The following is a 20,712-nucleotide window of genomic DNA, read 5'->3' on the forward strand; positions in this document are numbered from 1 at the left end:
CGGCCCGGCAGCCTGTCGGTGAGCCGTGCCGACTCCGTGGCGTACGGGTGGTCGGCGTGGTCAACACCGGCCGCCCTGCGCGGTGTTCAGGGGTCGGCAATCCGGTCACCCCGACGGCCGGGCCGCGGCGCGCCGGCGGGGGTGCCGTCGGTGCCGGGCGGTGCGGTCGATAGGGTCCTGACCTGGCTCGTTCGGCCGCACCTGGCCGGGGGCCAGGCCGCGAATCAGGCCAAACACCAGGCCGACAACCAGGCCGGAAATCCTGCCAGGAATCCGGTCAAGAGGGGAATTCCATGACCCGTATTGCTCGTTGGGCGACCACTGCCGCCGCCGTGGCCGCCGCTCTGGGGAGCTTCGCCGCCCCCGCCTACGCCGATGTCGTCCAGCCCGGCAGCCCGGACAACCCCACCCGCGAGGTGCTCACCGCCGGCTGCGCGAGCGGTGTCGACGCGGCGACCGTGGCGCCGACGGTGGTGGACGCCGACAGCGCCGCCGGCTTCTACCGCTGCGATCCCGTCACCCATCGCGTCGCGGCCCACGAGGGGCGCGTGACCTGCGCCCCCGGCGGACTCTTCGACTGGTCCCGGGGGCTGTGCGAACCGGCCGCCGCCGTACCGCAGATGGCGACCCGGCTGACCGCCGGGAAGGCCACGCTGTCGACGAAGCCGCTGAAGGTCATCGGGCTGCACGCCACCCTGGTCCGGGCCCGGGACGCCGGCCCGGAGGACGCCCTCTGGCACGCGACCATCACCTTCAAGGACACCACCGGCAAGGTGCTGTGCGTGGCCAGGACCAACGCCGCCGGGCGGGCGTCCTGCACCGCCGACAAGCCGCGCTCCGGCGCCGACGTGCTCAAGGGCGGCTACACCGCCGAGTACGCCGGCAACGGTGCGGTCGACGGCCGCTACGCCACGGTGGCCCCGGCCACCGCCCAGGGCGGCATCCGCGCCGTCCTGCCGCCGCAGGGCTGATGGCCGGTCGGCGCGCGGTGGCGCCGCTGAGCCGGGGGTAGTCCCACGGGCCGTGCGCGTTGCGGACCGTCACCGGCTCCCCGGCCGCCCGCGCGCCGCGATGTCCCGCAGTAGGTCCTGATGGGTGTTCCGCAGCCCCTCGTCCACCTGGGCGTCCACCCGGCGCCCAGGTGGACCGGATCCAGCAGGGGGTGCGACCGCGAGGCATCCGCGGCGGTCTGCCAGTGGTGGAAGTGAGCGTTTCCCGCGCGCGTCAGCCGTCCACCGCCGTCCCGGACCACGAACCCGGCGTGGTCCACGCTGCGTCGGACCGGCGACCCGGTCGGCAACTCGACTGGTGATTCGGTCAGTTGGCGTCAGCGGCGCTCGCCCGGCCAGTCGAGCAGCAGGCGCTGGGCGCGGGGGAGCGAGGCGACGACGAGGTCGTAGGAGTCCTCGATCATGTCCCGGACGAGCCGGTCGGAGAGGCCGCCGGTCAGTGAAACGGTGTTCCAGTGCCGCTTGTTGAGGTGGTAGCCGGGCACCACCTCCGGGTGCGCCGCCCGCAGCCGCTCGGCCAGCTCCGGATCGCACTTGAGGCTGACGGTCAGCGGCTGCGCGTCCAGCGTGGTCAGTGCGAAGATCTTGCCGCCGACCTTGAACGTCGAGACCTCCGGGTGCCGGGGGAACGGGAACTCCTCGGTCGCGCCGTTGAAGTCGAGGCAGAAGGAGCGAAGGGCCTGGGCATCGATCATGCGGTCATTATGTCCGCGGCCCCGAAGTGGCCGACCCTGCCGGGCCCGCCACCGCGTCCCGCCGCATGCAGACCCGAGGCCAGCGGTCCAGGCCCAGTTCCGCCTCGTGGACGCGGATGGCCCGCAGACCGGGGGTGAGCTCGGTGCCGTCCAGCGTCCGGAAGCCGAGCCGGGTGTAGTACGGCGCGTTCCTCGGCACTTCGGTGAAGGTGGTCAGGGTCAGGGCGGGCCGTCCGCCGTCCCGCTCGGCCCGGTCGAGCAGGGCCCGGCCGATGCCCCGCCGGGCCCGGTCCGGGTGGACCGAGACCTGCTCGACATGGGTGCAGCCGTCGACCGGGTCCCAGAGGAGATACCCCACCGGCGGCGCGCCGGGACGGTCCGTGTCGTACGCGGCGAGCGCCCGGCCCGCGCGCTGATATTGCGTCAGCAGCGCCAGCGGCGGCGGTTCGTCGTCCGCGATCCGCGCCATGCCCAGATCGCGGAACTGTTCGCCGGCGGCGCGCTCGACGGCGCGGAGAGCGGGCAGGTCGGCCGGGGCCGGGACACGGATGATCATGGGTTCAGTGTCGCCGGTCCCGGCCGCCCGATCCAGCGGATTCCGCGGATTCAGCCGGCGGGGACCGCCTCGGTCTCCTCCGGTGCCCCGTCCCCGGACGGCCGGCCGGTCTCCTCCCGCAGCAGGCGGCGGTAGCGGTCGGTCTCGTCCGCCAGCTGTTCGTCGGTCAGCACCCGGGTGCCGTGCACGACGAAGGGATCCGCGTACCGCATCCCGGTCAGATGCGCGGTGGCGTCGAACGGCAGCAGCAGATCGCGGATCGGGAAGCGGTTGTAGCCGTCGGGGTGGTAGGCGTCCGCGGGGCCGCCCGTGGTGGTCGCGATCTGGAGCACCTTGCCGTGCAGCGAGGTGCCCTGCGAGCCGTAGGCGAAGCCGTACTCCAGAACGCCGTCGAGCCAGGACTTCAGCAGCGGCGGCACCGAGTACCAGTAGAACGGGAACTGGAGCACGACCCGGTCGTGGGCGAGCAGCAGCTGCTGTTCCCGGGCGACGCTGATCCGCCGGTCCGGGTAGGCCGCGTAGAGGTCGTGCACGTGGACGTCGGGGGTGGTGCGCGCGGCCTCGGCCAGTGCGGCGTTGGCGCGCGAGGCGCCGAGGTCGGGGTGGGCCAGGACGACCAGGGTGGTCATGACAGGGCAACTCCGTTGCTGATGCGTGGGTTTGGGCGGTGGGCGTGGGGCGGGTGGCCGGTGCGCCGGTCAGGGGGTCGGTCTACGGGTGGGCCGGATCCACCCGGACCGGGCCGGGGCCGGCGGCGTGCACGACCGCGTGGCCGCGGCCCGCCGGCTCCCGGGCGACGGCGCTGCCGATGGTGCCGGTCGCACCGGTCACGATGATCTTCATGGGGAGCATTCTGCCCTCCGCCCCGGCACCCGGGTCGAACGGAACGGACCACAGCCCGGGGGGAGTTCCCGCGGAGCCGGCGGTTCCGGCCGGGGCCGATGCGGTGCCGGCCGGCCTTACCGCCGTGGTCGTCCGCGGTCGCCGGTGCCGTCACCGCCCCGTCCCGCCGCTCAGCGCCGCCGTGCCCCGTACGTGATCAGCTCGTCGGCGGCGTCGTTGACCGGCTGCGGGGTGCCGGTGAGGTCCATGACGAACAGCGGGATGTGCAGGTCGTCGGCGCGCGAGCGGGCGTCGCGGGCATAGCCGGCGAGCGAGAAGAAGACCGCGATCGCCGAGTCGCTGAGGCCGTTGAGCCAGACGCACTCGATCTCGCGCAGGCCGGTGGAGCGGGTCGTCGGGTCGACCTGGGCGACCACGCCGGTGCCCTTGAGATCCACACCGGAGGCGGTCCGCTCCTGGGTCCGGGCGATATCGGCGAACCCCAGCCACTTCAGGTACTGGGCGGCGGCGGTGACGCAGTCGCGGGCCGTGCGGATGGTCACCGGGCGGAACGCGGGCCGCTGCGGCAGCGGCGGCGGCCCCGCCTCCGGCCGCGTACCGGGCGCGGGCCGGGCGCGCCCGCCGGGGGGCGGGGAGTTGGGCGGGGGGGGGGTGGGCGCGGGGGCGACCGGGACCCGCACGACGGTGCCGCAGACACAGCCGGCCTCCGGCGCCGGCCACTCGTCCTGCCGGCCGCAGACCTCGCAGCGCACCTCGACCCAGGACGCCTGCCAGGTGCGGTGCAGTATCTCGACCGGTACCCCGCCGCGCAGCACCGGCATGGTCAGCGGGGCACCGCAGGCACACGGGAAGGTGGGCGGGGTGAAGGCGTTCTCGCGGCGGCACGCGGGGCACCGCACCGGCACGCTGTCGGCCATGCTCGTCTCCTGGCAGGTCGGGCGCGCAGACAGACGGCTCTGCTGCTCTGCTCCATGGTCCCTCCAAAACCTTTTGTCGGGGACCGAATTGCCTGGAGAGATGCATCGGCATCGCCTGGAGAGGCGCATGGCCGGGCGGCGCGCGGAGCCGGCGCGGAACTCTCCACGGCCCCGGACGCACACAGGGCCCGGAATCCGTGACCGTACGGAATTCCGGGCCCTGTGGGTGGTTCCCGCCCGACAGCGCGAGAGATGGGCGCGACAGGACATTCCCCCAGCCACCGCTGGGAAATACCCCCACACCGTCGGACGGAGTCGGCGCAGAGGGGTGCGGAAGCGGGGCGGCAGGCGGGCTCCGCGGCGGGGAGGCGGCGCACCCTCCTGGTCGGGTGAGCCCGCCACCGCACTGGAATCTCCCCGGGATACCGCGGAGCTCCGCACTGCTTCTCCGTACCGGCCGACCACCCCTCAACGGGCCGGCCGGTACGGTCGCGCAAGGGGTCTGACCTCCCGTCAGTCCTCGCGCAGCTCACGGACGCGCGCCTCGACGCGCTTGCCGTAGTCCTGGTCGGCGGCGTGGAAGTGGGCGAGGTTCTTCTCGATCACGTCGTCGCGGCCGACCTGGGAGAGACCGCCGGCGATGTTGTCCACCAGGCGCCTCTTCTCGTCCTCGGACATCAGGCGGTAGAGCTCACCGGCCTGGAAGAAGTCGTCGTCCTTGGAGTGGGCCGGGGCCTCGTGGGTGCCGACGTGGCCGGAGACGGCCAGCGGTGCGGAGAGCGGCCGGTCGGTCTGGGCCGGGCCGTCGTACGAGTTCGGCTCGTAGTTCTTCGCGTGGCGGTCGTAGGCGTTGGACGCCATGAGGCCGTCCCGGCCGTAGTTGTTGGCGTGGCCACCGGGAACGGCCTTGGGGGCGTTGACCGGCAGCTGGGTGTGGTTGACGCCCAGGCGGTAGCGGTGCGCGTCCGCGTAGGCGAAGAGCCGGCCCTGGAGCATCTTGTCCGGGGACGGGCCGATGCCGGGCACGAAGTTGTTCGGTGAGAAGGCGGCCTGCTCGACCTCGGCGAAGACGTTGTCCGGGTTGCGGTCCAGGACCAGGCGGCCCACCCGCTGGAGCGGGTAGTCGCTGTGCGGCCACACCTTGGTCAGGTCGAACGGGTTGAAGCGGTAGTGGGCCGCCTCGGCCGCCGGCATGATCTGCACGTAGAGCGTCCAGGACGGGTAGACGCCCCGCTCGATGGACTGGAGCAGGTCGGTCTGGTGGCTGTTGGGGTCCTTGCCCGCCAGCTCGGCGGCCTGCTCGCTGCTCAGGCAGCGGATGCCCTGGTTCGTCTTGAAGTGGTACTTGACGAAGAAGGCCTCGCCCTCGGCGTTGGTCCACTGGTAGGTGTGCGAACCGTAGCCGTTCATGTGGCGGTAGGAGGCCGGGATGCCGCGGTCGCCCATGAGCCAGGTGATCTGGTGGGTGGCCTCGGGGGCGTGTGCCCAGAAGTCCCAGACGTTGTCGGGCTCCTGCTTGCCGGTGAACGGGTCGCGCTTCTGGGAGTGGATGAAGTCGGGGAACTTGATCGGGTCCTTGATGAAGAACACCGGGGTGTTGTTCCCGACGAGGTCGTAGTTGCCCTCTTCGGTGTAGAACTTCAGGGCGAAGCCGCGCGGGTCGCGGGCGGCGTCCGGGCCGCCGAGGTTGTCCGCGACGGTCGAGAAGCGGATGAACGTCTCGGTCCGCTTGCCGACGGTGCCGAGGAAGTCGGCGCGGGTGAAGGCGGTGACGTCGTCGGTCACCTCGAAGTAGCCGTATGCGCCGGAGCCGCGGGCGTGCACGACGCGCTCCGGGATGCGCTCGCGGTTGAAGCGTGCGAGCTTCTCCAGGAGGTGCTGGTCCTGGAGAATGATCGGGCCGCCGACGCCTGCGGTGGCGGAGTTCTGGTTGTCGGCGACCGGGGCGCCGGCCTCCGTGGTGAGAGTGCGCGCCGTCAGCGTGGGCTTCGACATGGTGACCTTCCGTACGAGATCGCGGAAGTTGGCTTCCGCATGTCGGAGCGTAGAAACAGCTCCGACCAAACGTCAACAGTTTGTTGAAAACAAACCCGGGTGGGTGTTCCGGGCGGCGGCCACGCCTGGGCGCGACAGGACAGGTGTCAGCGCGGCCACCGCCCGGAAGCTGGTGTTCACGGGCCCGGAGGGGTCTTCAGGTCCCGTGGGCGAACTCCTGCACCGGACCGGCCGCGGGGCCGCCGCAGGCGCCCGCCGCACGCCCGGACCGGACCTCGACGAGGACCGGCCGCCGCGTGGAGACGGCTTCCTTGCGGGCCCACTGGACCGCCGAGCGGAGTTCCTCCGGATCGAGGACGTCGCGGCCGGTGCAGCCGTACGCCTCGACGAGCTTGAGGTGATCCGTGAAGGGATCGGGTTCTTCGGCGCCGCCGAGCATGATCACCACGAACGGCACCTCGTACTGGGCCGCCGCCGCCAACTCCTCGGCCAGGAACGGGAATCCGCGGCCGTCGACGACCACCACGACCTCGGCATCCCGCTCGCCCCGGTGGTCCAGCGCCGTCCGCACCCCGATCGCGGCCGGCACCTCCCATCCCGGAGGACCGCCACGGCGCGGGACCCGGTGGCGGCGCGGATCGGCGGCGGCACCGAGGAGCGTTTCCGGCAGCCCGCTGACGACATAGGTCTCCGCAGAGGTGTCCGCGGGCGACCGGGCGCCGAAGATCTCGGCGAGCTCCGCCGCCGCCCAGTCGGCCGGGGCCGGACGGGCGCCGGAATCCGTACCGCCCGGCGGTGCGCCCGCCGACAGCACGGCCCCGGACTCCGTCCACCGCACACCGGTCGCCGCGGCCGGACCACCGCGCCCGGTCCCGCCGGCCGGTCCCGGGCCGCATCCCGGGCCGTAGATGATCTCCGCCGCGGCCAGATCGGCCGGCACATCGATCAGCACCGGTCCGGGACGGCCCTCCCGCGCGATCCGGAACGCCTCACGGAAAGCGCCCGGGATCCGCGCGGGGTCCTCGATCCGCTCGGCCCGCTTGGTGACCGCACCGGCCAGCCGGACCAGATCCGGCGGCCGGTACGCCTCGTGCCGTGGCGGGCCGGCCGCACGGCGCGGGCTGGCCGCCTCCCGGCCGGTGACGCACACCAGCGGGACCGCGTCCTGCCGCGCCGCGTGCAGCCCGGTGATCAGCCGGGCCGCCCCCGGACCCGCCGCCACCGCGGCGACGCCGGCCTTCCCGGTCATACGGGCCCAGCCGTCAGCCATGTGCACGGCGCCTTCTTCGTGGCGCACGGACAGATGCCCGATCCCGCCGACCCGCTCCATCGCCGCGTACAGCGGGAGCAGGGCGGCACCGGGGCACCCGAAGGCGATGCCGACGCCCTCGTCCTTCATGACCTCAACGGCCGCCTGTACGGCGGGAATGCGCTGCGCCCCCATGGTGGGAATCAGCCTTGGGTGGTGTGTCCGGAGAGGCGTTCGACGCCGCGGAGGAGGGCGGAGTGGTCGAGGCCGCCGTCGCCCTGTGCGCGCAGGGAGGCGACGAGGCCGGCGACGACGGTGCCGACGGGGAGGGCGGCGCCGACGGTGCGGGCGGCGTCGGTGACGATGCCCATGTCCTTGTGGTGCAGGTCGATGCGGAAGCCGGGCTTGAAGTCCCGGTTTTTGAAGTTGTCCTTCTTGCGGGCCAGGACGGTGGAGCCGGCCAGTCCGCCGCCCAGGACGTCGAGGGCGGCGGTGAGGTCGACGCCGGACTTCTCCAGGAAGACCACGGCTTCGGCGCAGGCTTGGATGTTGATGGCGACGATGAGTTGGTTGGCGGCCTTGACGGTCTGTCCGCAGCCGTGGGGTCCGCATCGGACGATGGTCTTGCCGAGGGCTTCGAGGATGGGGCGGGCGGCGTCGAAGTCGGTCTGCTCGCCGCCGACCATGATCGACAGGACGGCTTCGATGGCGCCGGCCTCGCCGCCGGAGACGGGGGCGTCCAGGACGCGGATGCCCTTGGCGCCGGCGGCCTTGGCCAGGTCGATGGAGGTCTGGGGGGTGATCGAGGACATGTCGATCAGCAGGGCGCCGCTCTTGGCGTTGTCCAAGATGCCGTCGGGTCCGTAGGCGATGGCCTCGACCTGGGGGGAGGCGGGGACCATGGTGATGATGACGTCGGCGTCGGCGACGGCCTCGGCGATGTTGGCGGCGGGGGTGCCGCCGGCCTGGGCGAGGCGTTCGAGCTTGTCGCTCTCCAGGGTGTAGCCGGTGACGTGGTAGCCGGCCTTGATCAGGTTCTCGGCCATGGGCGAGCCCATGATGCCCAGCCCGATCCACGCGATCACCGGGCGGGTCGGGCGGGAGGAAGCGGCCAGGTTGCTCATTGGATTGCCTCTTTCAACTCTCACAACAAACGGGGCGGCGGGTGGTGGTGCCCGGGCTACCGGGCGCCGCGGCCGGTCAGTGGGCGGCGCGTCGGGGTGCGGGCAGCCAGGCGAAGGCGTCGGCGCTGGGGCCGCTGGGCTTGTATTCCAGGCCGGTGTAGCCCTCGTAGCCGTTGTTCTTCAGGCGGTCGAGCAGGGCGGGGAGGTCGAGGGTGCCGGTGCCGGGGGCGCCGCGGCCGGGGGCGTCGGCGATCTGCACATGCGCGGTCTTGCCGGTGTAGCGGTCGATGACCGCTTCGAGGTCCTCGCCGTTCATCGACAGGTGGTAGAGGTCCATCAGGAAGCGGGTGTTGTCCAGCCCGGTGGCGGCGTTGACCGCGTCGACGACCTCGATGGCCCGGGGGGCCGAGACGATCGGGCACCGCGGCGATTCGGGCGCGTTGAGCGCCTCGATCAGCAGCGTGCCCCCGACCCGCCCCACCGCCCGCGCCGCGAACGTGAGGTTCTCCAGGGCGAGCGCGTCCTGTACGGCGGCCTCGACGCCTTCGACGCGGTTGCCGTAGAGGGCGTTGAAGGTGGTGCAGCCCAACGCGGTGGCGAACGCGATCGCCACCGGCACATTGGCCCGGAACCGCTGCGACTCCGCCCCGGGAACCGACAGCGCACCGCGGTCGGGACCGGGCAGCTGACCGGCATAGAAGTTCAATCCCACCAGACGCACCCCGGCATCCTCGATCGCCGCACGCAGCGCATCCAGCTCGGAGGACTCCGGAGTGGGCGCGTCCACCCACGGCCACCACAGCTCCACCGCCGTGAAACCCGCCGCCCGCGCGGCGGCCGGCCGCTCCAGCAACGGAAGCTCGGTGAACAGAATCGACAGGTTGACGTTGAAGCGCGTCTCCGTGAAACCCATAGGGCCGGCGCTCCTTCCGGATTGCGGAACTTTCTTTCTGCTTAATGGAACACTGCCGGGCGGGTGGGGAGGCTGTCAAGGGGGGCCGGAGCCAATTTCTGGTGGCCGGGCCGAACCGCGCGTAGGTTGAACCGCGTGCGATTGAGAGTTGAGTTCACGACGGAGCCGTTCGATCTGGACGAGGCGCCGGCTCATGCGGTGGTGGCGCGGGACATCGTCACCGGCGCCGGTCTGGACGCCGTCGACGTCGGCCCCTTCGGCAATACGGCCGAGGGCGAGGCGGGCCGGGTGCTGGCAGCGGTGAACGCCCTGCTGCGCGAATCCCTGGAGGCCGGCGCCACCCGCGTCTCTCTCCAGGTCAACGTGATCGCGGACGCCCACGGGGGCGGCGCGGCGAAGGGCGACCAGGGTGAGGGGGAGGCGTCGTGACCGAGCCCGCCGACCACCCCTTCGTCCAGGCGGTCAAGCCGCTGGTGGACGCGATGGGCGGACAGCTGGTCGCGCCGGACCAGGCCCGGGGCGACGACGTCGTGCTGACCTGGGAGGGGCGGGACCGGGTGGCCGTACGGCTGCCGCACCTGTCGGATTCGCTGGACCACATCCTCGCCGAGCTGGAGCGCCGGCACGGTAGGCCGCTGGCGGAGCTGGACCGCAAGTCCAAGCAGTCGGTGGTGCGCATCCTGGAGACGCGGGGCGCGTTCTCCGTGCGGCACGGCGTGGAAACCGTCGCCGGGGCGCTCGGTGTCAGCCGTTTCACCGTTTACAACTACCTGAACCGGGAAAGCGCCGCGAAGGACACCGACTGAGCCGAATCGGCCGGATCGCCCGCAGCAGGCCCGAAGCCGCCGCCCCACGTCACCGGGCGGCGGCTTTTGTGTCGCCGACTTTTCAACAAAGTGTTGACGTTATGTTGCCGGGGGTCTTAGCTGTTTCCAGCCAAACAGAGCTGTCCAGCACCAGGCCACGGAGGCTTCCCGTGTCTTCGAGTACGCCCCAAGGGCTCACCCGGTTCAACGCCGCCGACGACAGTACGGCCCAGGCCGCTCTGCACGAGGTGTGTGCGAGCCGGTCCTGGGGGAGCAAGATTCTCGCCCAGCGCCCCTACGCCACCACCGACGCCCTGTTCGCCGCCAGCGACGCCGCCATGGCCGAGCTGTCCGCGGAGGACCTGGCCGAGGCGATGGCCGGGCACCCGCCCATCGGCCGGCCGAAGCCGGGGGACCCGACCTCGAACCGCGAGCAGAGCGGCATGGCGGGCGCCTCCGACGCACTCAAGGCGGAGATGCTCGAACTGAACCTGGCCTACCAGGAGAAGTTCGGCCATGTCTTCCTGATCTGCGCCAGCGGCCGTACCGGCGAGCAGATGCGCGACGCGGTCCGTAACCGGATCGACAACTCGCCGGAACAGGAACGAGAGATCGTTCGGGTGGAGCTCGGCAAGATCAACCGCATTCGCCTGACCCGCATCGCGGAAGGAGACGCAGCATGAGCAGCGAGACGGCTGCACCGACGTCGGTGTCCACGCACATCCTGGACACCAGCGTGGGCCGCCCCGCGGAGGGCGTCGCCCTCACGCTCGCGGTGCGCTCCGGTGGCGACGGCGCCTGGACCGCGCACGGCGCGTCCAGGACCGACGCGGACGGGCGCTGCAAGGACCTCCCGGCCCTGCCGGCAGGCACCACCCATGTCCGCCTCGACTTCGCGGTCGAGGAGTACTTCGTCTCCGAACAGCACAGCATCCACAAGCAAGCCGAGGAACAGCAGGACGCCCCCCGCGTAAGGGACAGCGGAGCCTTCTTCCCGGAGGTGGCAATCACCTTTGCCGTCAAGCCGGGCGAGCACTATCACGTACCGCTGCTGCTCAACCCGTTCGGCTACTCCGTATACCGAGGGAGCTAGCACCGACATGCCCACGATTCTCGGCCAGAACCAGTACGGCAAAGCGGAGAACCGCGTCGTCAAGATCACCCGCGACGGCGACACCCACCACATCAAGGACCTGAACGTCTCGGTCGCGCTCTCCGGCGATCTGGAAGAGGTCCACCTCTCCGGCTCCAACGCCAACTGCCTGCCCACCGACACGACCAAGAACACCGTGTACGCCTTCGCCAAGGAGTACGGGATCGAGTCGGCCGAGCAGTTCGGCATCCACCTGGCCCGGCACTTCGTGACCAGCCAGGAGCCGATCAGGAGGGCCCGCATCCGGATCGAGGAGTACGCCTGGGAGCGGATCGAGACGTCGGACGCCAACTCGCGGTTCATCGGCTCCGATGACGTCAAGCACTCCTTCGTCCGCAAGGGCCAGGAGACCCGGCTGACCGAGATCACCTACGACGGCGACCAGTGGCAGGTCATATCGGGCCTGAAGGACCTGATCGTCATGAACTCCACCAACTCGGAGTTCTGGGGGTACATCAAGGACAAGTACACGACCCTGAAGGAGGCGTACGACCGCATCCTCGCCACGCAGGTGTCCAGCCGCTGGCGGTTCAACTGGACCGACGACGAGCAGCGGATGCCCAACTGGGAGCGTTCGTACGAGCAGGTCAAGAAGCACATGCTGCAGGCGTTCGCGGAGACCTACAGCCTCTCGCTTCAGCAGACCCTCTACCAGATGGGCGCGCGCATCATCAACAACAGGTCCGAGGTCGACGAGATCCGCTTCTCGCTGCCCAACAAGCACCACTTCCTGGTGGACCTGGAGCCGTTCGGGCTCAAGAACGACAACGAGGTCTACTACGCGGCGGACCGTCCGTACGGCCTGATCGAAGCGACTGTTCTGCGCGACGGCGTCGAAGCCCGGATCCCGATGGATCTGACGAACCTCTGACGGTTTTGACGTAACGCCGTGCCTCGTGTCCCCTTCCCACCCCGCAGCGGGGAGGGGACGCGAAACCCGAGGGGAACGACCCATGGCACAGGAAGAGCAAGCCCCGCACCCCCCCGTGCCACCGGTCCATCCGGTGGACGAGAAGCCGGCAGTCGAGCGGCTCGTCCCGGCCGCCCTCCAGCACATCGCCGCCATGTACGCCGGTGTTGTCACCCCTCCGCTCATCGTCGGCCAGGCCGTCGGCCTGGACACCGCGGGCCGGACCCGGCTCATCGCCGCCAGCCTGCTCATCGCCGGGTGCGCCACGCTGTTGCAGACACTCGGCATCCGGAAATTCGCCGGCAACCGCCTGCCGTTCGTCAACGCGGCCAGCTCCGCCGGTATCACCCCGATGCTCGCCATCGCCGAGACCACCGCCAAGGGCCACCAACTCCCCGCCATCTACGGGGCGGTGATGGTCGCCGGGGTGTTCTGCCTGGCGGTCGGACCGTTCTTCGGGAGACTGCTGCGCTTCTTCCCGCCGCTGGTCACCGGCGTCGTGATCACCCTCATCGGGGTCACGCTGATGCCCGTACCGGTCGGCTGGGCGCAGGGCGGCGACCGGCACGCCGCCGGCTTCGGCTCCCCGCAGAACCTGGCACTGGCCGGCTTCACCCTCCTCGTGGTGCTGCTGATCCAGCGCTTCACCAAGGGCTTCGTCAAGCAGATCGCGCTGCTGATCGGCCTGGTCGCCGGCACGCTGGCCGCGATCCCCTTCGGGATGGCGAGCTTCGACGGGCTGCGCTCGGCCCCGGTCGCCGCACTGCCCACCCCGTTCTCCTTCGGCCCGCCGGAGTTCCAACCCGCCGCGATCCTCTCGCTGTGCATCGTGATGCTGGTGCTGATGACCGAGTCGTCGGCCGGGATGCTGGCCCTCGGCGAGATCTGCGACCGCCCGACCACCGGCGACACCATCACCCGCGGCCTGCGCACCGACGGCATCGCCACCCTCCTCGGGCCGGTCTTCGGCGGCTTCCCGACCAGCGCCTTCGCGCAGAACGTCGGCGTGGTCTCGCTCACCCGGGTCCGCAGCCGCTATGTCGTCGCACTGGCCGGCGCGGTGCTGCTGGTCCTCGGCGCCTTCCCCGTCCTGGGCGCCGTGGTCTCCCTCGTACCGATGCCGGTGCTGGGCGGCGCGGGTATCGTGCTGTTCGGCTCGATCGCGGTCAGCGGCATCCGTACGCTCGCCGAGGCCGGACTCGACGACAGCTCCAACATCATCCTGGTGGCCGTGTCGCTCGGCGCGGGCATCATCCCGCTCGCCGCGCCGACCTTCTACGCCGGGTTCCCCGCCTGGGCACAGACCGTGCTCGGCTCCGGGATCAGCGCCGGAGCCCTGGTCGCGCTCCTGCTCAACCTGTTCTTCCACCATCTCGGCACCCGGAGCGCACCACGGGCAGCGGTACTGTCAGCCGCATCGTCCGGCTCCGGCACTCAAATCCCGTAGGGCCTTGCCGTGCCCAATTCGCCACGAAAGAACGAGGAAAGCCCCATGGCAGCATCGGCAGCCCCTGACAGCGCGGTGAAGCAGCGCATCGTTATCGAGAACTGCGCCATCGCGACCGTCGACGCCGACGACACCGAGTACGCCGGCGGATACGTCGTCGTCGCGGACAACATCATCGAGTCGCTGGGCGCGGGCAAGGCCCCCGAGGGCCTGGAGAACGTGGTCCGCCGCGTCGACGGCACCGGACACCTCGTCACCCCGGGCCTGATCAACACCCACCACCACTTCTACCAGTGGATCACCCGTGGCCTGGCCACCGATCACAACCTCTTCAACTGGCTGGTGGCGCTCTACCCGACGTGGGCCCGGATCGACGCGCAGATGCTCACCGCGGCCACCCAGGGCTCGCTCGGCATGATGGTCAAGGGCGGCGTCACCACCGCCTCCGACCACCACTACGTCTTCCCCAAGGGCTCCGGCGACCTGGTCGGCGCCGAGCTGGCCGCGGTCGCCGGGATCGGCGCCCGGATCACCCTCGCCCGCGGCTCCATGGACCGCAGCGAGAAGGACGGCGGACTGCCGCCGGACTTCGCGGTGGAGACCACCGAGGGCGCCCTGATCGCCACCGAAGAGGCCATCGACCGCTACCACGACGCCTCCTTCGGCTCGATGGTGCACATCGCCGCCGCCCCCTGTTCCCCGTTCTCCATCTCCACCGAACTCCTCAAGGAGGGCGCCGCGCTCGCCCGCCGCAAGGGCGTGCGGATGCACACCCACGGCTCGGAGACCGTGGAGGAGGAGAAGTTCTGCCACGAGCTGTTCGGCATGGGCCCGACCGACTACTTCGAGTCGACCGGCTGGCTCGGTGACGACGTGTGGATGGCGCACTGCGTCCACATGAACGACTCCGACATCGCCGCCTTCGCCCGTACGAAGACCGGCGTGGCGCACTGCCCGTCCTCCAACGCCCGCCTCGCCGCCGGCATCGCCCGGGTCCCGGACATGCTCGCGGCCGGCGTCCCGGTCGGCCTCGGCGTCGACGGCACCGCCTCCAACGAGTCCGGCGAACTCCACACCGAGCTGCGCAACGCGCTGCTCATCAACCGCCTCGGCGCCCACAAGGAGGCCGCCCTCAACGCCCGCAAGGCGCTGCGGCTCGGCACCTACGGTGGTGCCCAGGTCCTCGGCCGGACCCGTGAGATCGGCTCCCTGGAGCCGGGCAAGCTCGCCGACCTGGTCCTGTGGAAGCTGGACACCCTCGCCCACTCCTCGATCGCCGACCCGGTGACCGCCCTGGTCTTCGGCGCGGCGGCCCCGGTCACGCTGTCGCTGGTCGACGGCAGGCCGGTCGTCGAGGACAACCACCTCACCAACGTCGACGAGGACGCCATCGCCCGCTCCGCGCGGGCCGAGGCGCAGCGTCTGGCCCGTATCGCCGCCGAGGGCTGATCCCCCCGGCCGCGGCACAACATCACAAGACTCGGTCGGGAGGGACGGCTCCCGGCTGAGCTTGTGGATCCGACCGGGATCCACAAGCGCCGGACCCCGGGGGTGCGGGATCACCTCGTACCCCCGGGCCGGTCATCCCCCAACCCCCATATCACCGCCCACGCGCCACAAGCGCGGCCACCCGCACGCTCACCAGCGCGCCTTCCGGCACCACGCACCACATCGCACGCCCTCCGTGACAGCCTCGCACCGCCGCCCCCGGCGGAGCAGAAATCGACAGGAGGCCCGCAGTGGCCGCAATTACCGGGCAGAAGCCGGAGGAGGACCGGAAGCATCCGGTCGACGAGACCCTCCCGCCCTTCAAGATGTTCACCAGCGGCCTCCAGCATGTGGCCGCGATGTACGCGGGTGTGGTGGCCCCGCCGATGATCGTGGGGCCGGCCTGCGGGCTCAGCCCCACCGAGACCGCGTTCCTCATGGGCGCCAGCCTCTTCACCGCCGGAATCGCCACCCTCCTCCAGACCCTGGGGTTCTGGAAGGTCGGGGCCAGGCTCCCCTTCGTCAACGGCGTCTCGTTCGCCGGTGTGACGCCCATGGTGGCCATCGCCAAGGGGCACGGTCCGCACGACGCGCTGCCGGTGATCTTCGGCGCGGTCATCGTCGCCGGTGTCCTGGGGTTCCTCCTCGCCCCCTACTTCTCCCGGCTCGTCCGCTTCTTCCCGCCGGTGGTCACCGGCACCGTCATCACCCTGATCGGCGTCTCGCTGCTCCCGGTGGCCTTCCGCTGGTCCGAGGGCGGCAACGAACAGGCCGCGGACTACGGCTCGTTGAGGAACATCGCGATGGCCGCGGTCACCTTCCTGATCGTGCTCGCGCTGCGCCGGGTGCTGCGCGGGTTCCTCCAGCAGATCGCCATCCTGCTCGGCCTGGTCGCCGGCACCGTCGTCGCGATACCCGTCGGCATCACCCACTTCTCGGTCATCACCAAGGCGAGCCTGGTCGGGTTCCCGACGCCGTTCCACTTCGGTGCCCCGCAGTTCGACCTCGCCGCGATCGTCTCGATGTGCATCGTGATGCTGGTCTGCATGACCGAGTCGACCGCCGACATGCTCGCCCTCGGCAAGATCGTGGACCGCCCGGCGGACGAGCGCACCATCGAGGGCGGCCTGCGCGCCGACACCCTCGGCACCGCCCTCAGCCCGCTGTTCAACGGCTTCGCCAACAGCGCCTTCGCACAGAACATCGGACTGGTCGCGATGACCAAGGTCCGCAGCCGCTACGTCGTGGCCACCAGTGGGGCGATCCTGGTCGTCCTGGGCCTGTGTCCGGTCGCCGCCTCGGTCATCTCGCTGGTCCCGCTGCCGGTCCTCGGCGGCGCCGGCATCGTCCTGTTCGGCTCGGTGGCCGCCAGCGGCATCCAGACGCTGGCGTCCGCCGCCATGGAGAAGGGCGAGAACGCGCTGATCGTCGCCGCCGCCCTCGGCATCGGCCTGATCCCGATCGCGGCGCCGGACTTCTACCGCAACTTCCCCAAGGACCTGCTGGTCGTCCTGGACTCCGGCATCAGCACCGGCTGCCTGGCCGCCATCGTCCTCAACCTCGCCTTCAACCACTTCGGCCGGAAGGACCCGTCCGCACCGGACGCGCCGGCGGCCGACGGCCCCACACCCCCGCCCACCGCCGAGATCCCGCACCAGCCCGACCGCGGCGGGATGGACGACGGCGAGACCGCGACATCGCCCACGTACTGACCGACCGGCCCCATCGCAACGGCCCGTAGGGGAACGGCAACCGCCGTAGCCGTACGGGCCGTTGGGCGTGCGCGCACCGCCGTCCGCGGCGGCGCCGGTCAGCCGATGTGGTAACTGTCGCCGTACACCTTCCAGTCCAGGGGGGTGTGCAGATCGAGGTTGCCGTCGTTCAGGAACACCCGCTGCTCGGTGTCCACCCGGCTGGTGTCGCTGTGCGCCTGCTCCTGCTTCATCGCCCACACCCGGGCGTCGAGGAAGGCGTTCAGATACGCCGTCTCGTCGCCGCCCTGGGCCGGCGGCTTCGCCCGGTCCAGCGCGCGCTTGCGGATGCCGGAGAAGCTGGTCGGGTCGCTGCCGTCGCCGTGCATCACGATCGCGTCGTAGTACGCGAACTGCCCGAGGACACCGATCCCGTCGGCCTTGCCCTGCTCGACCGCCGGGTCGAAGTACAGCCGGTCCCGCTCGTCGTTCTGCGCCTGCCGGAAATCGGGGTCCTGCGCCGCCGTCTTCCAGTCCTTCGGGTAGTCCGGGTCCAGCCCGTCGTGGGAATCGCTGCCGTCGACCTTGCGCAGCGCCGGCAGGTACTTGGCGAGGACGTTGTCGGGCTTGCGCTGCGTGTAGAGCTCGACGAGTTGCAGCATGTCGTGCGTACCGGAGGTGAAGCCGATGATGCCGCCGGTGTAGCCGCGGCCGTCGCCGATGTCCTCGAGGTACCCGTACTGGGCCTTCCAGTCCAGCGAGGAGTTCTCCGCGCTGGAGACCAGCTGCGTGGCGATCTCCTTCTTCGCCGGGTCGTCGAGGCCGACTCCGGCCCGTACGGCGTGCACGGCGGCGTGCGCGGGCGCCCGGCCGGCGGGAACGGCCGTGGCGGAGACGGCGGTTGCGGGGACGGCGAGCAGCGCGAGGCCGAGTGCGACGCGGGGCGCGGTCTTGGGCAGGGCACTGGCTATCGATCGGGTGCGCATGGAGTCCTCCTGTCCGGAGTGAGCCGTGGGGGGTTCCCCAATCGTTAGGAAGCTTTCCTACCAGACTTGGAAGATGTCGTATACCCGTCACACGTGAGGTCCCGGTTCGCAACGGAAGTCGCCAACGGGCCGCGGGGGAGCGGTGGTTGGCCGTTCCCCGTGGTCAGTGCGCGTCCGACGGCCGCCATACGTACGGCACCGTCACCGCCGCCGCGACCAGCCCCACCCGGGCGAGGACCGGCCGGCTGCTCTCCAGCGCGTCCACCTGGACGTAGCGGAACCCGCGCCGCGCGGCGAGCGCCGCCCGCGCCGCCACCAGCGCCCGGTACAGGCCCTGCCCACGCCAGTTGGGGAGCGTGGAGCCGCCCCACAGCGACGCGAACTGCGTCCCCGTGTGGAAGCGCACCCAGCCCGCGCAGATCACCTCACCGGCCAGCGACTCCGCGACCATGACCACGCACGGATCCTCCGCGCCCGACACCCATCTCTCCATGGCGTCCGGCAGCCAGTCCCACTCCTCTCCCCACACCGCCTCCGCTAGCTCCTGGATCCGCTCGAAGTCGGCGCGGGCGGTGACCTCGTGCAGCCGTACGCCCTGGGGGAGTTGCGGTACGGCGGCGGCCTCGGCGACCTCCGCCGCCTCCCCGATCATCACCGTCTCCGGCGCCTCGGGGGTGAACCCGGCGGCCCGCAGCCGCTCGGGCAGATCGGCCGGCAGGTCGTGCGCGTGGTACTTCCACTCCACCGGCTGCCCCAGCGCCGCGAAGTGCGCGCGCTGCGCGGCGATGAACGCATCCAGCTCCGGCCCGTCCAGCCCGCCCAGGTCGCGGTAGAGGATCACCCCGCCCTGCCCCGGCACCGCCCGGCGCAGCACCGGCCCGATGCGCTCGGCCCCCGGCTCACCGGGCGCGAAGCCGCGGCCCCGCACCTGCTCGTCGTACGCGGCACGGTAGCCGGCCGCCCGGCTGTCGAGGTGATGGTTCGTCACCTGCGCCACTCCACCACACAGCACGCCGCACGGCGGCCCTTTCGCGCCAGATCACCCGGGCCGGGGCGGCGCCCCGGCTCCGGCGGGACACTCACCCCAGCAACCGCCCCACCAGCTCCCGGATCCCGTCCTCCGGCGCGAACCCGACCTCCGGAAAGGCGAGTTGATGAAGCACCACGCCGTCCACGTAGTCCAGCAGCAGCCGCCCGTGCCGCTCGGGCGCCGACGACCCGCAGCGGCGAGCCCACTCCGTGCTCCACTCCAGCACCGCCTGCCGCCCCCGCCCCAGTGGTGCCCGCAGCTCCGGCCGGCCCGGGGACTCCAGGAACAGCGCGAACCGCGCGGCCGTACGGACCCGCGCCGGCCCGACGGCATGCCGTACGAACGCGGCGAGCGCCGCCGCCAGTTCCGCGTGGCCCGCCGGGGCGACGCCGGCCGTGAACGCCTCCCAGTCGCGCCGCTCCAGCATCTGGAGGTGCTCGACGATCCCGTCGATCAACGCCGCCCGGTTGCGGAAGTAGTTGGACGTGGTCCCCGTCGGCACCCCCGCCGCGCCGTCCACCGCCTGATACGTCAGCCGCCGGGGCCCCTCGCCCCCCAGCACCTCGACCGCCGCGTCCAGCACCTGCTCCCGCCGCCGTGCCACGTTCCACCCGCCCCTTACCGCGCTCTTACTACATCCATAGTACGAGCCGGGGTTGGCGCGGCCCGGCACCGGCTCGGGCTCCGCCCGTAGGCCGTCGCCGTCGTACATCGTCGACTCTCCCACCGCGAGGGCCGGGGTGGCTTCGCCCCGCACGTGGGTGGGGGTCGGAGGGGCTGCCCCGGGGTACGTCCTCGGTGCGGGCGCATCTGGTACGTAGATGAGGCATACCCCGGCGTTCGCTCCAGATCCTGCGGGCGCACCCCGGGACATCCCCTCCGACCTGCGCCGCGGGCGACCGTCCCGCCATCTCGGTTCCGTCGGACAGCCATGCGTGCTCGCGCCGGTCGCTGGCCGAGCCGTCCCGCCATCTCGGTTCTGTCCGACAGTCATGCGTGCTCGCGCTGGTCGGTGGCCGAGCCGTCCCGCCATCTCGGTTCTGTCGGACGGCCACGCGTGCTCGCGCTTGTTGGCGGCCGAGCCGTCCTGCGGGGGCCAATGCGTACGCGCGATGCCCGGGTTCACGGGCTCACGGGCTGGGTGCGAGGTGGATGGGCGTACGGGCCGGCGGCCACCTGCCGGCCGGGGTGGCATGCGGGTTCCCGTGGCGGTCGGAGCCACCGGCGGCCGGTCGGCAACGGCGCAGGGCCGGAGGGATGTACCGGAGCGCGCCCGCAGGACCTGGAGCGAACGCCGGGGTATTCGTCATCTGACTGAGCAGATGCGCCCGCGCCGTGGGGGCACCTCCCGGCCGAAGGCTGGGGGAGTACTCCGGTGCAGCCCTCCGGCCCCCACCCACCGGGCAGAACCCGCGAAGCGGCCCGCCCCCACCGAGTGGAACCCGCAACGAGGCCAGCCCACACCGGCCGGAGCGCGCAAGGCGCCAGCCCCCATCGGCCTGAGGGAATCGAGCGCGGGCCGCCGCCCCACGAGCACAATCCCATCCGCCCCCTTATGCCCGATATGCTGCATAAGGCACGAAAGTGAGTCACGTGCGCCCACGCCCGCCGCCACAGAGAGGGACCCGCGTGCACCACGACACCAACGCGCTGGAGCCCACCGTCGACGCCCTGATGGACGAGCTGTGCGCCGACCTCAAACGCCTCGCCGCCATCCCGTCCATCGCCTTCCCCGGCTTCTCGCCCGAACCGGTCCTCGAAGCCCGCGACCTCGTCGTCGCCCTCCTCAGAGACGCCGGCGTCACCGATATCGGCGAGCTGAACCTCCCCGACACCGCCCCGGTCATCACCGCCACCCTCCCCCCGCCCACCCCCGACGCCCCCCCCGTCCTCCTCTAC

At 71.5% G+C, this 20,712-nt stretch carries 21 protein-coding genes and 1 pseudogene; 10 read left to right on the top strand and 12 right to left on the bottom strand.

Features of this window, described 5'->3' with window-relative positions; translation table 11 throughout:
• Positions 1–293: 293 nt before the first annotated feature.
• Entirely contained in the window at positions 294–971 is a 678-nt protein-coding gene (locus RZ84_RS28380; protein ID WP_043266953.1) for a hypothetical protein, read from the top strand.
• Between the two features lie 356 nt (positions 972–1,327).
• Here RZ84_RS28380 and RZ84_RS28385 read toward each other — a convergent pair whose 3' ends face one another.
• From RZ84_RS28385 to RZ84_RS28420, 9 genes are all read right to left on the bottom strand, one after another.
• On the bottom strand, positions 1,328–1,705 hold the full coding sequence (locus RZ84_RS28385; RefSeq protein WP_043266955.1) for an MmcQ/YjbR family DNA-binding protein: 378 nt from the start codon (positions 1,703–1,705) through the stop codon (positions 1,328–1,330).
• Between the two features lie 7 nt (positions 1,706–1,712).
• Entirely contained in the window at positions 1,713–2,261 is a 549-nt protein-coding gene (locus RZ84_RS28390) for a GNAT family N-acetyltransferase (RefSeq protein ID WP_043266957.1), read from the bottom strand.
• Between the two features lie 50 nt (positions 2,262–2,311).
• Positions 2,312–2,890 carry an NAD(P)H-dependent oxidoreductase gene (locus RZ84_RS28395; RefSeq protein WP_063772709.1) on the bottom strand — a complete coding sequence of 193 codons (579 nt, stop codon included), beginning with the start codon at positions 2,888–2,890 and terminating at the stop codon, positions 2,312–2,314.
• 82 nt (positions 2,891–2,972) lie between these two features.
• Complete coding sequence (locus RZ84_RS42395; RefSeq protein WP_277816885.1) at positions 2,973–3,104, bottom strand: NAD-dependent epimerase/dehydratase family protein; 132 nt, start codon at positions 3,102–3,104, stop codon at positions 2,973–2,975.
• A 170-nt stretch (positions 3,105–3,274) separates the two neighbouring features.
• Positions 3,275–4,021 carry a hypothetical protein gene (locus tag RZ84_RS28400; protein ID WP_043266959.1) on the bottom strand — a complete coding sequence of 249 codons (747 nt, stop codon included), beginning with the start codon at positions 4,019–4,021 and terminating at the stop codon, positions 3,275–3,277.
• A 513-nt stretch (positions 4,022–4,534) separates the two neighbouring features.
• Complete coding sequence (locus tag RZ84_RS28405) at positions 4,535–6,001, bottom strand: catalase (RefSeq protein ID WP_043271057.1); 1,467 nt, start codon at positions 5,999–6,001, stop codon at positions 4,535–4,537.
• Positions 6,002–6,212: 211 nt separating this feature from the next.
• Positions 6,213–7,460: a thiamine pyrophosphate-binding protein gene (locus RZ84_RS28410; RefSeq protein WP_078894285.1), complete on the bottom strand. Its 1,248-nt coding sequence runs from the start codon at positions 7,458–7,460 to the stop codon at positions 6,213–6,215.
• 8 nt (positions 7,461–7,468) lie between these two features.
• Entirely contained in the window at positions 7,469–8,389 is a 921-nt protein-coding gene (locus RZ84_RS28415) for a 2-hydroxy-3-oxopropionate reductase (RefSeq protein WP_043266960.1), read from the bottom strand.
• Positions 8,390–8,465: 76 nt separating this feature from the next.
• Positions 8,466–9,302, bottom strand: coding sequence for a TIM barrel protein (locus RZ84_RS28420; protein WP_043266962.1), 837 nt, complete (start codon positions 9,300–9,302; stop codon positions 8,466–8,468).
• 135 nt (positions 9,303–9,437) lie between these two features.
• Here RZ84_RS28420 and RZ84_RS28425 point away from each other — a divergent pair, with 135 nt between their 5' ends.
• From RZ84_RS28425 to RZ84_RS28460, 8 genes are all read left to right on the top strand, one after another.
• Positions 9,438–9,731 (top strand): YkoF family thiamine-binding protein, encoded by a 294-nt coding sequence (locus tag RZ84_RS28425; RefSeq protein WP_078894287.1) that lies wholly within the window; start codon positions 9,438–9,440, stop codon positions 9,729–9,731.
• Entirely contained in the window at positions 9,728–10,108 is a 381-nt protein-coding gene (locus tag RZ84_RS28430) for a helix-turn-helix domain-containing protein (protein WP_043266966.1), read from the top strand. The genes RZ84_RS28425 and RZ84_RS28430 overlap by 4 nt, the downstream gene beginning before the upstream one ends.
• Before the next feature lie 170 nt (positions 10,109–10,278).
• A complete protein-coding gene (uraD, locus tag RZ84_RS28435; RefSeq protein ID WP_043266968.1) occupies positions 10,279–10,791 on the top strand; it encodes a 2-oxo-4-hydroxy-4-carboxy-5-ureidoimidazoline decarboxylase in 513 nt (170 codons plus the stop codon).
• The gene (uraH, locus tag RZ84_RS28440; RefSeq protein WP_043266970.1) at positions 10,788–11,201 is read left to right on the top strand and encodes a hydroxyisourate hydrolase; all 414 of its coding nucleotides are present in this window, start codon (positions 10,788–10,790) and stop codon (positions 11,199–11,201) included. Before uraD ends, uraH begins: the two co-directional genes overlap by 4 nt.
• 7 nt (positions 11,202–11,208) lie before the next feature.
• A complete protein-coding gene (pucL, locus tag RZ84_RS28445; protein ID WP_043266972.1) occupies positions 11,209–12,132 on the top strand; it encodes a factor-independent urate hydroxylase in 924 nt (307 codons plus the stop codon).
• An 82-nt stretch (positions 12,133–12,214) separates the two neighbouring features.
• Positions 12,215–13,618: a nucleobase:cation symporter-2 family protein gene (locus RZ84_RS28450; RefSeq protein ID WP_052230199.1), complete on the top strand. Its 1,404-nt coding sequence runs from the start codon at positions 12,215–12,217 to the stop codon at positions 13,616–13,618.
• A 45-nt stretch (positions 13,619–13,663) separates the two neighbouring features.
• Positions 13,664–15,067, top strand: coding sequence for an 8-oxoguanine deaminase (locus RZ84_RS28455; RefSeq protein ID WP_043266973.1), 1,404 nt, complete (start codon positions 13,664–13,666; stop codon positions 15,065–15,067).
• Positions 15,068–15,357: 290 nt separating this feature from the next.
• Positions 15,358–16,818, top strand: a complete 1,461-nt coding sequence (locus RZ84_RS28460) for a nucleobase:cation symporter-2 family protein (RefSeq protein ID WP_043266975.1) — start codon at positions 15,358–15,360, stop codon at positions 16,816–16,818.
• A gap of 98 nt (positions 16,819–16,916) precedes the next feature.
• Here RZ84_RS28460 and RZ84_RS28465 read toward each other — a convergent pair whose 3' ends face one another.
• The 3 genes from RZ84_RS28465 to RZ84_RS28475 all read right to left on the bottom strand — a co-directional run bounded on the left by RZ84_RS28465 (position 16,917) and on the right by RZ84_RS28475 (position 19,570).
• Positions 16,917–17,783, bottom strand: coding sequence for a chitosanase (locus tag RZ84_RS28465; protein ID WP_043266977.1), 867 nt, complete (start codon positions 17,781–17,783; stop codon positions 16,917–16,919).
• A gap of 163 nt (positions 17,784–17,946) precedes the next feature.
• Entirely contained in the window at positions 17,947–18,771 is an 825-nt protein-coding gene (locus tag RZ84_RS28470) for a GNAT family N-acetyltransferase (protein ID WP_043266979.1), read from the bottom strand.
• A 91-nt stretch (positions 18,772–18,862) separates the two neighbouring features.
• Positions 18,863–19,570, bottom strand: coding sequence for a TetR/AcrR family transcriptional regulator (locus tag RZ84_RS28475; protein ID WP_277816886.1), 708 nt, complete (start codon positions 19,568–19,570; stop codon positions 18,863–18,865).
• A 917-nt stretch (positions 19,571–20,487) separates the two neighbouring features.
• On the opposite strand from RZ84_RS28475, the pseudogene RZ84_RS41855 reads away from it, so the two are divergent.
• A pseudogene (locus RZ84_RS41855) lies at positions 20,488–20,712 on the top strand (dipeptidase); the annotation flags it as partial.

The sequence above is a fragment of the Streptomyces sp. CT34 genome, assembly GCF_000805335.1.
Lineage (GTDB): Bacteria > Actinomycetota > Actinomycetes > Streptomycetales > Streptomycetaceae > Streptomyces.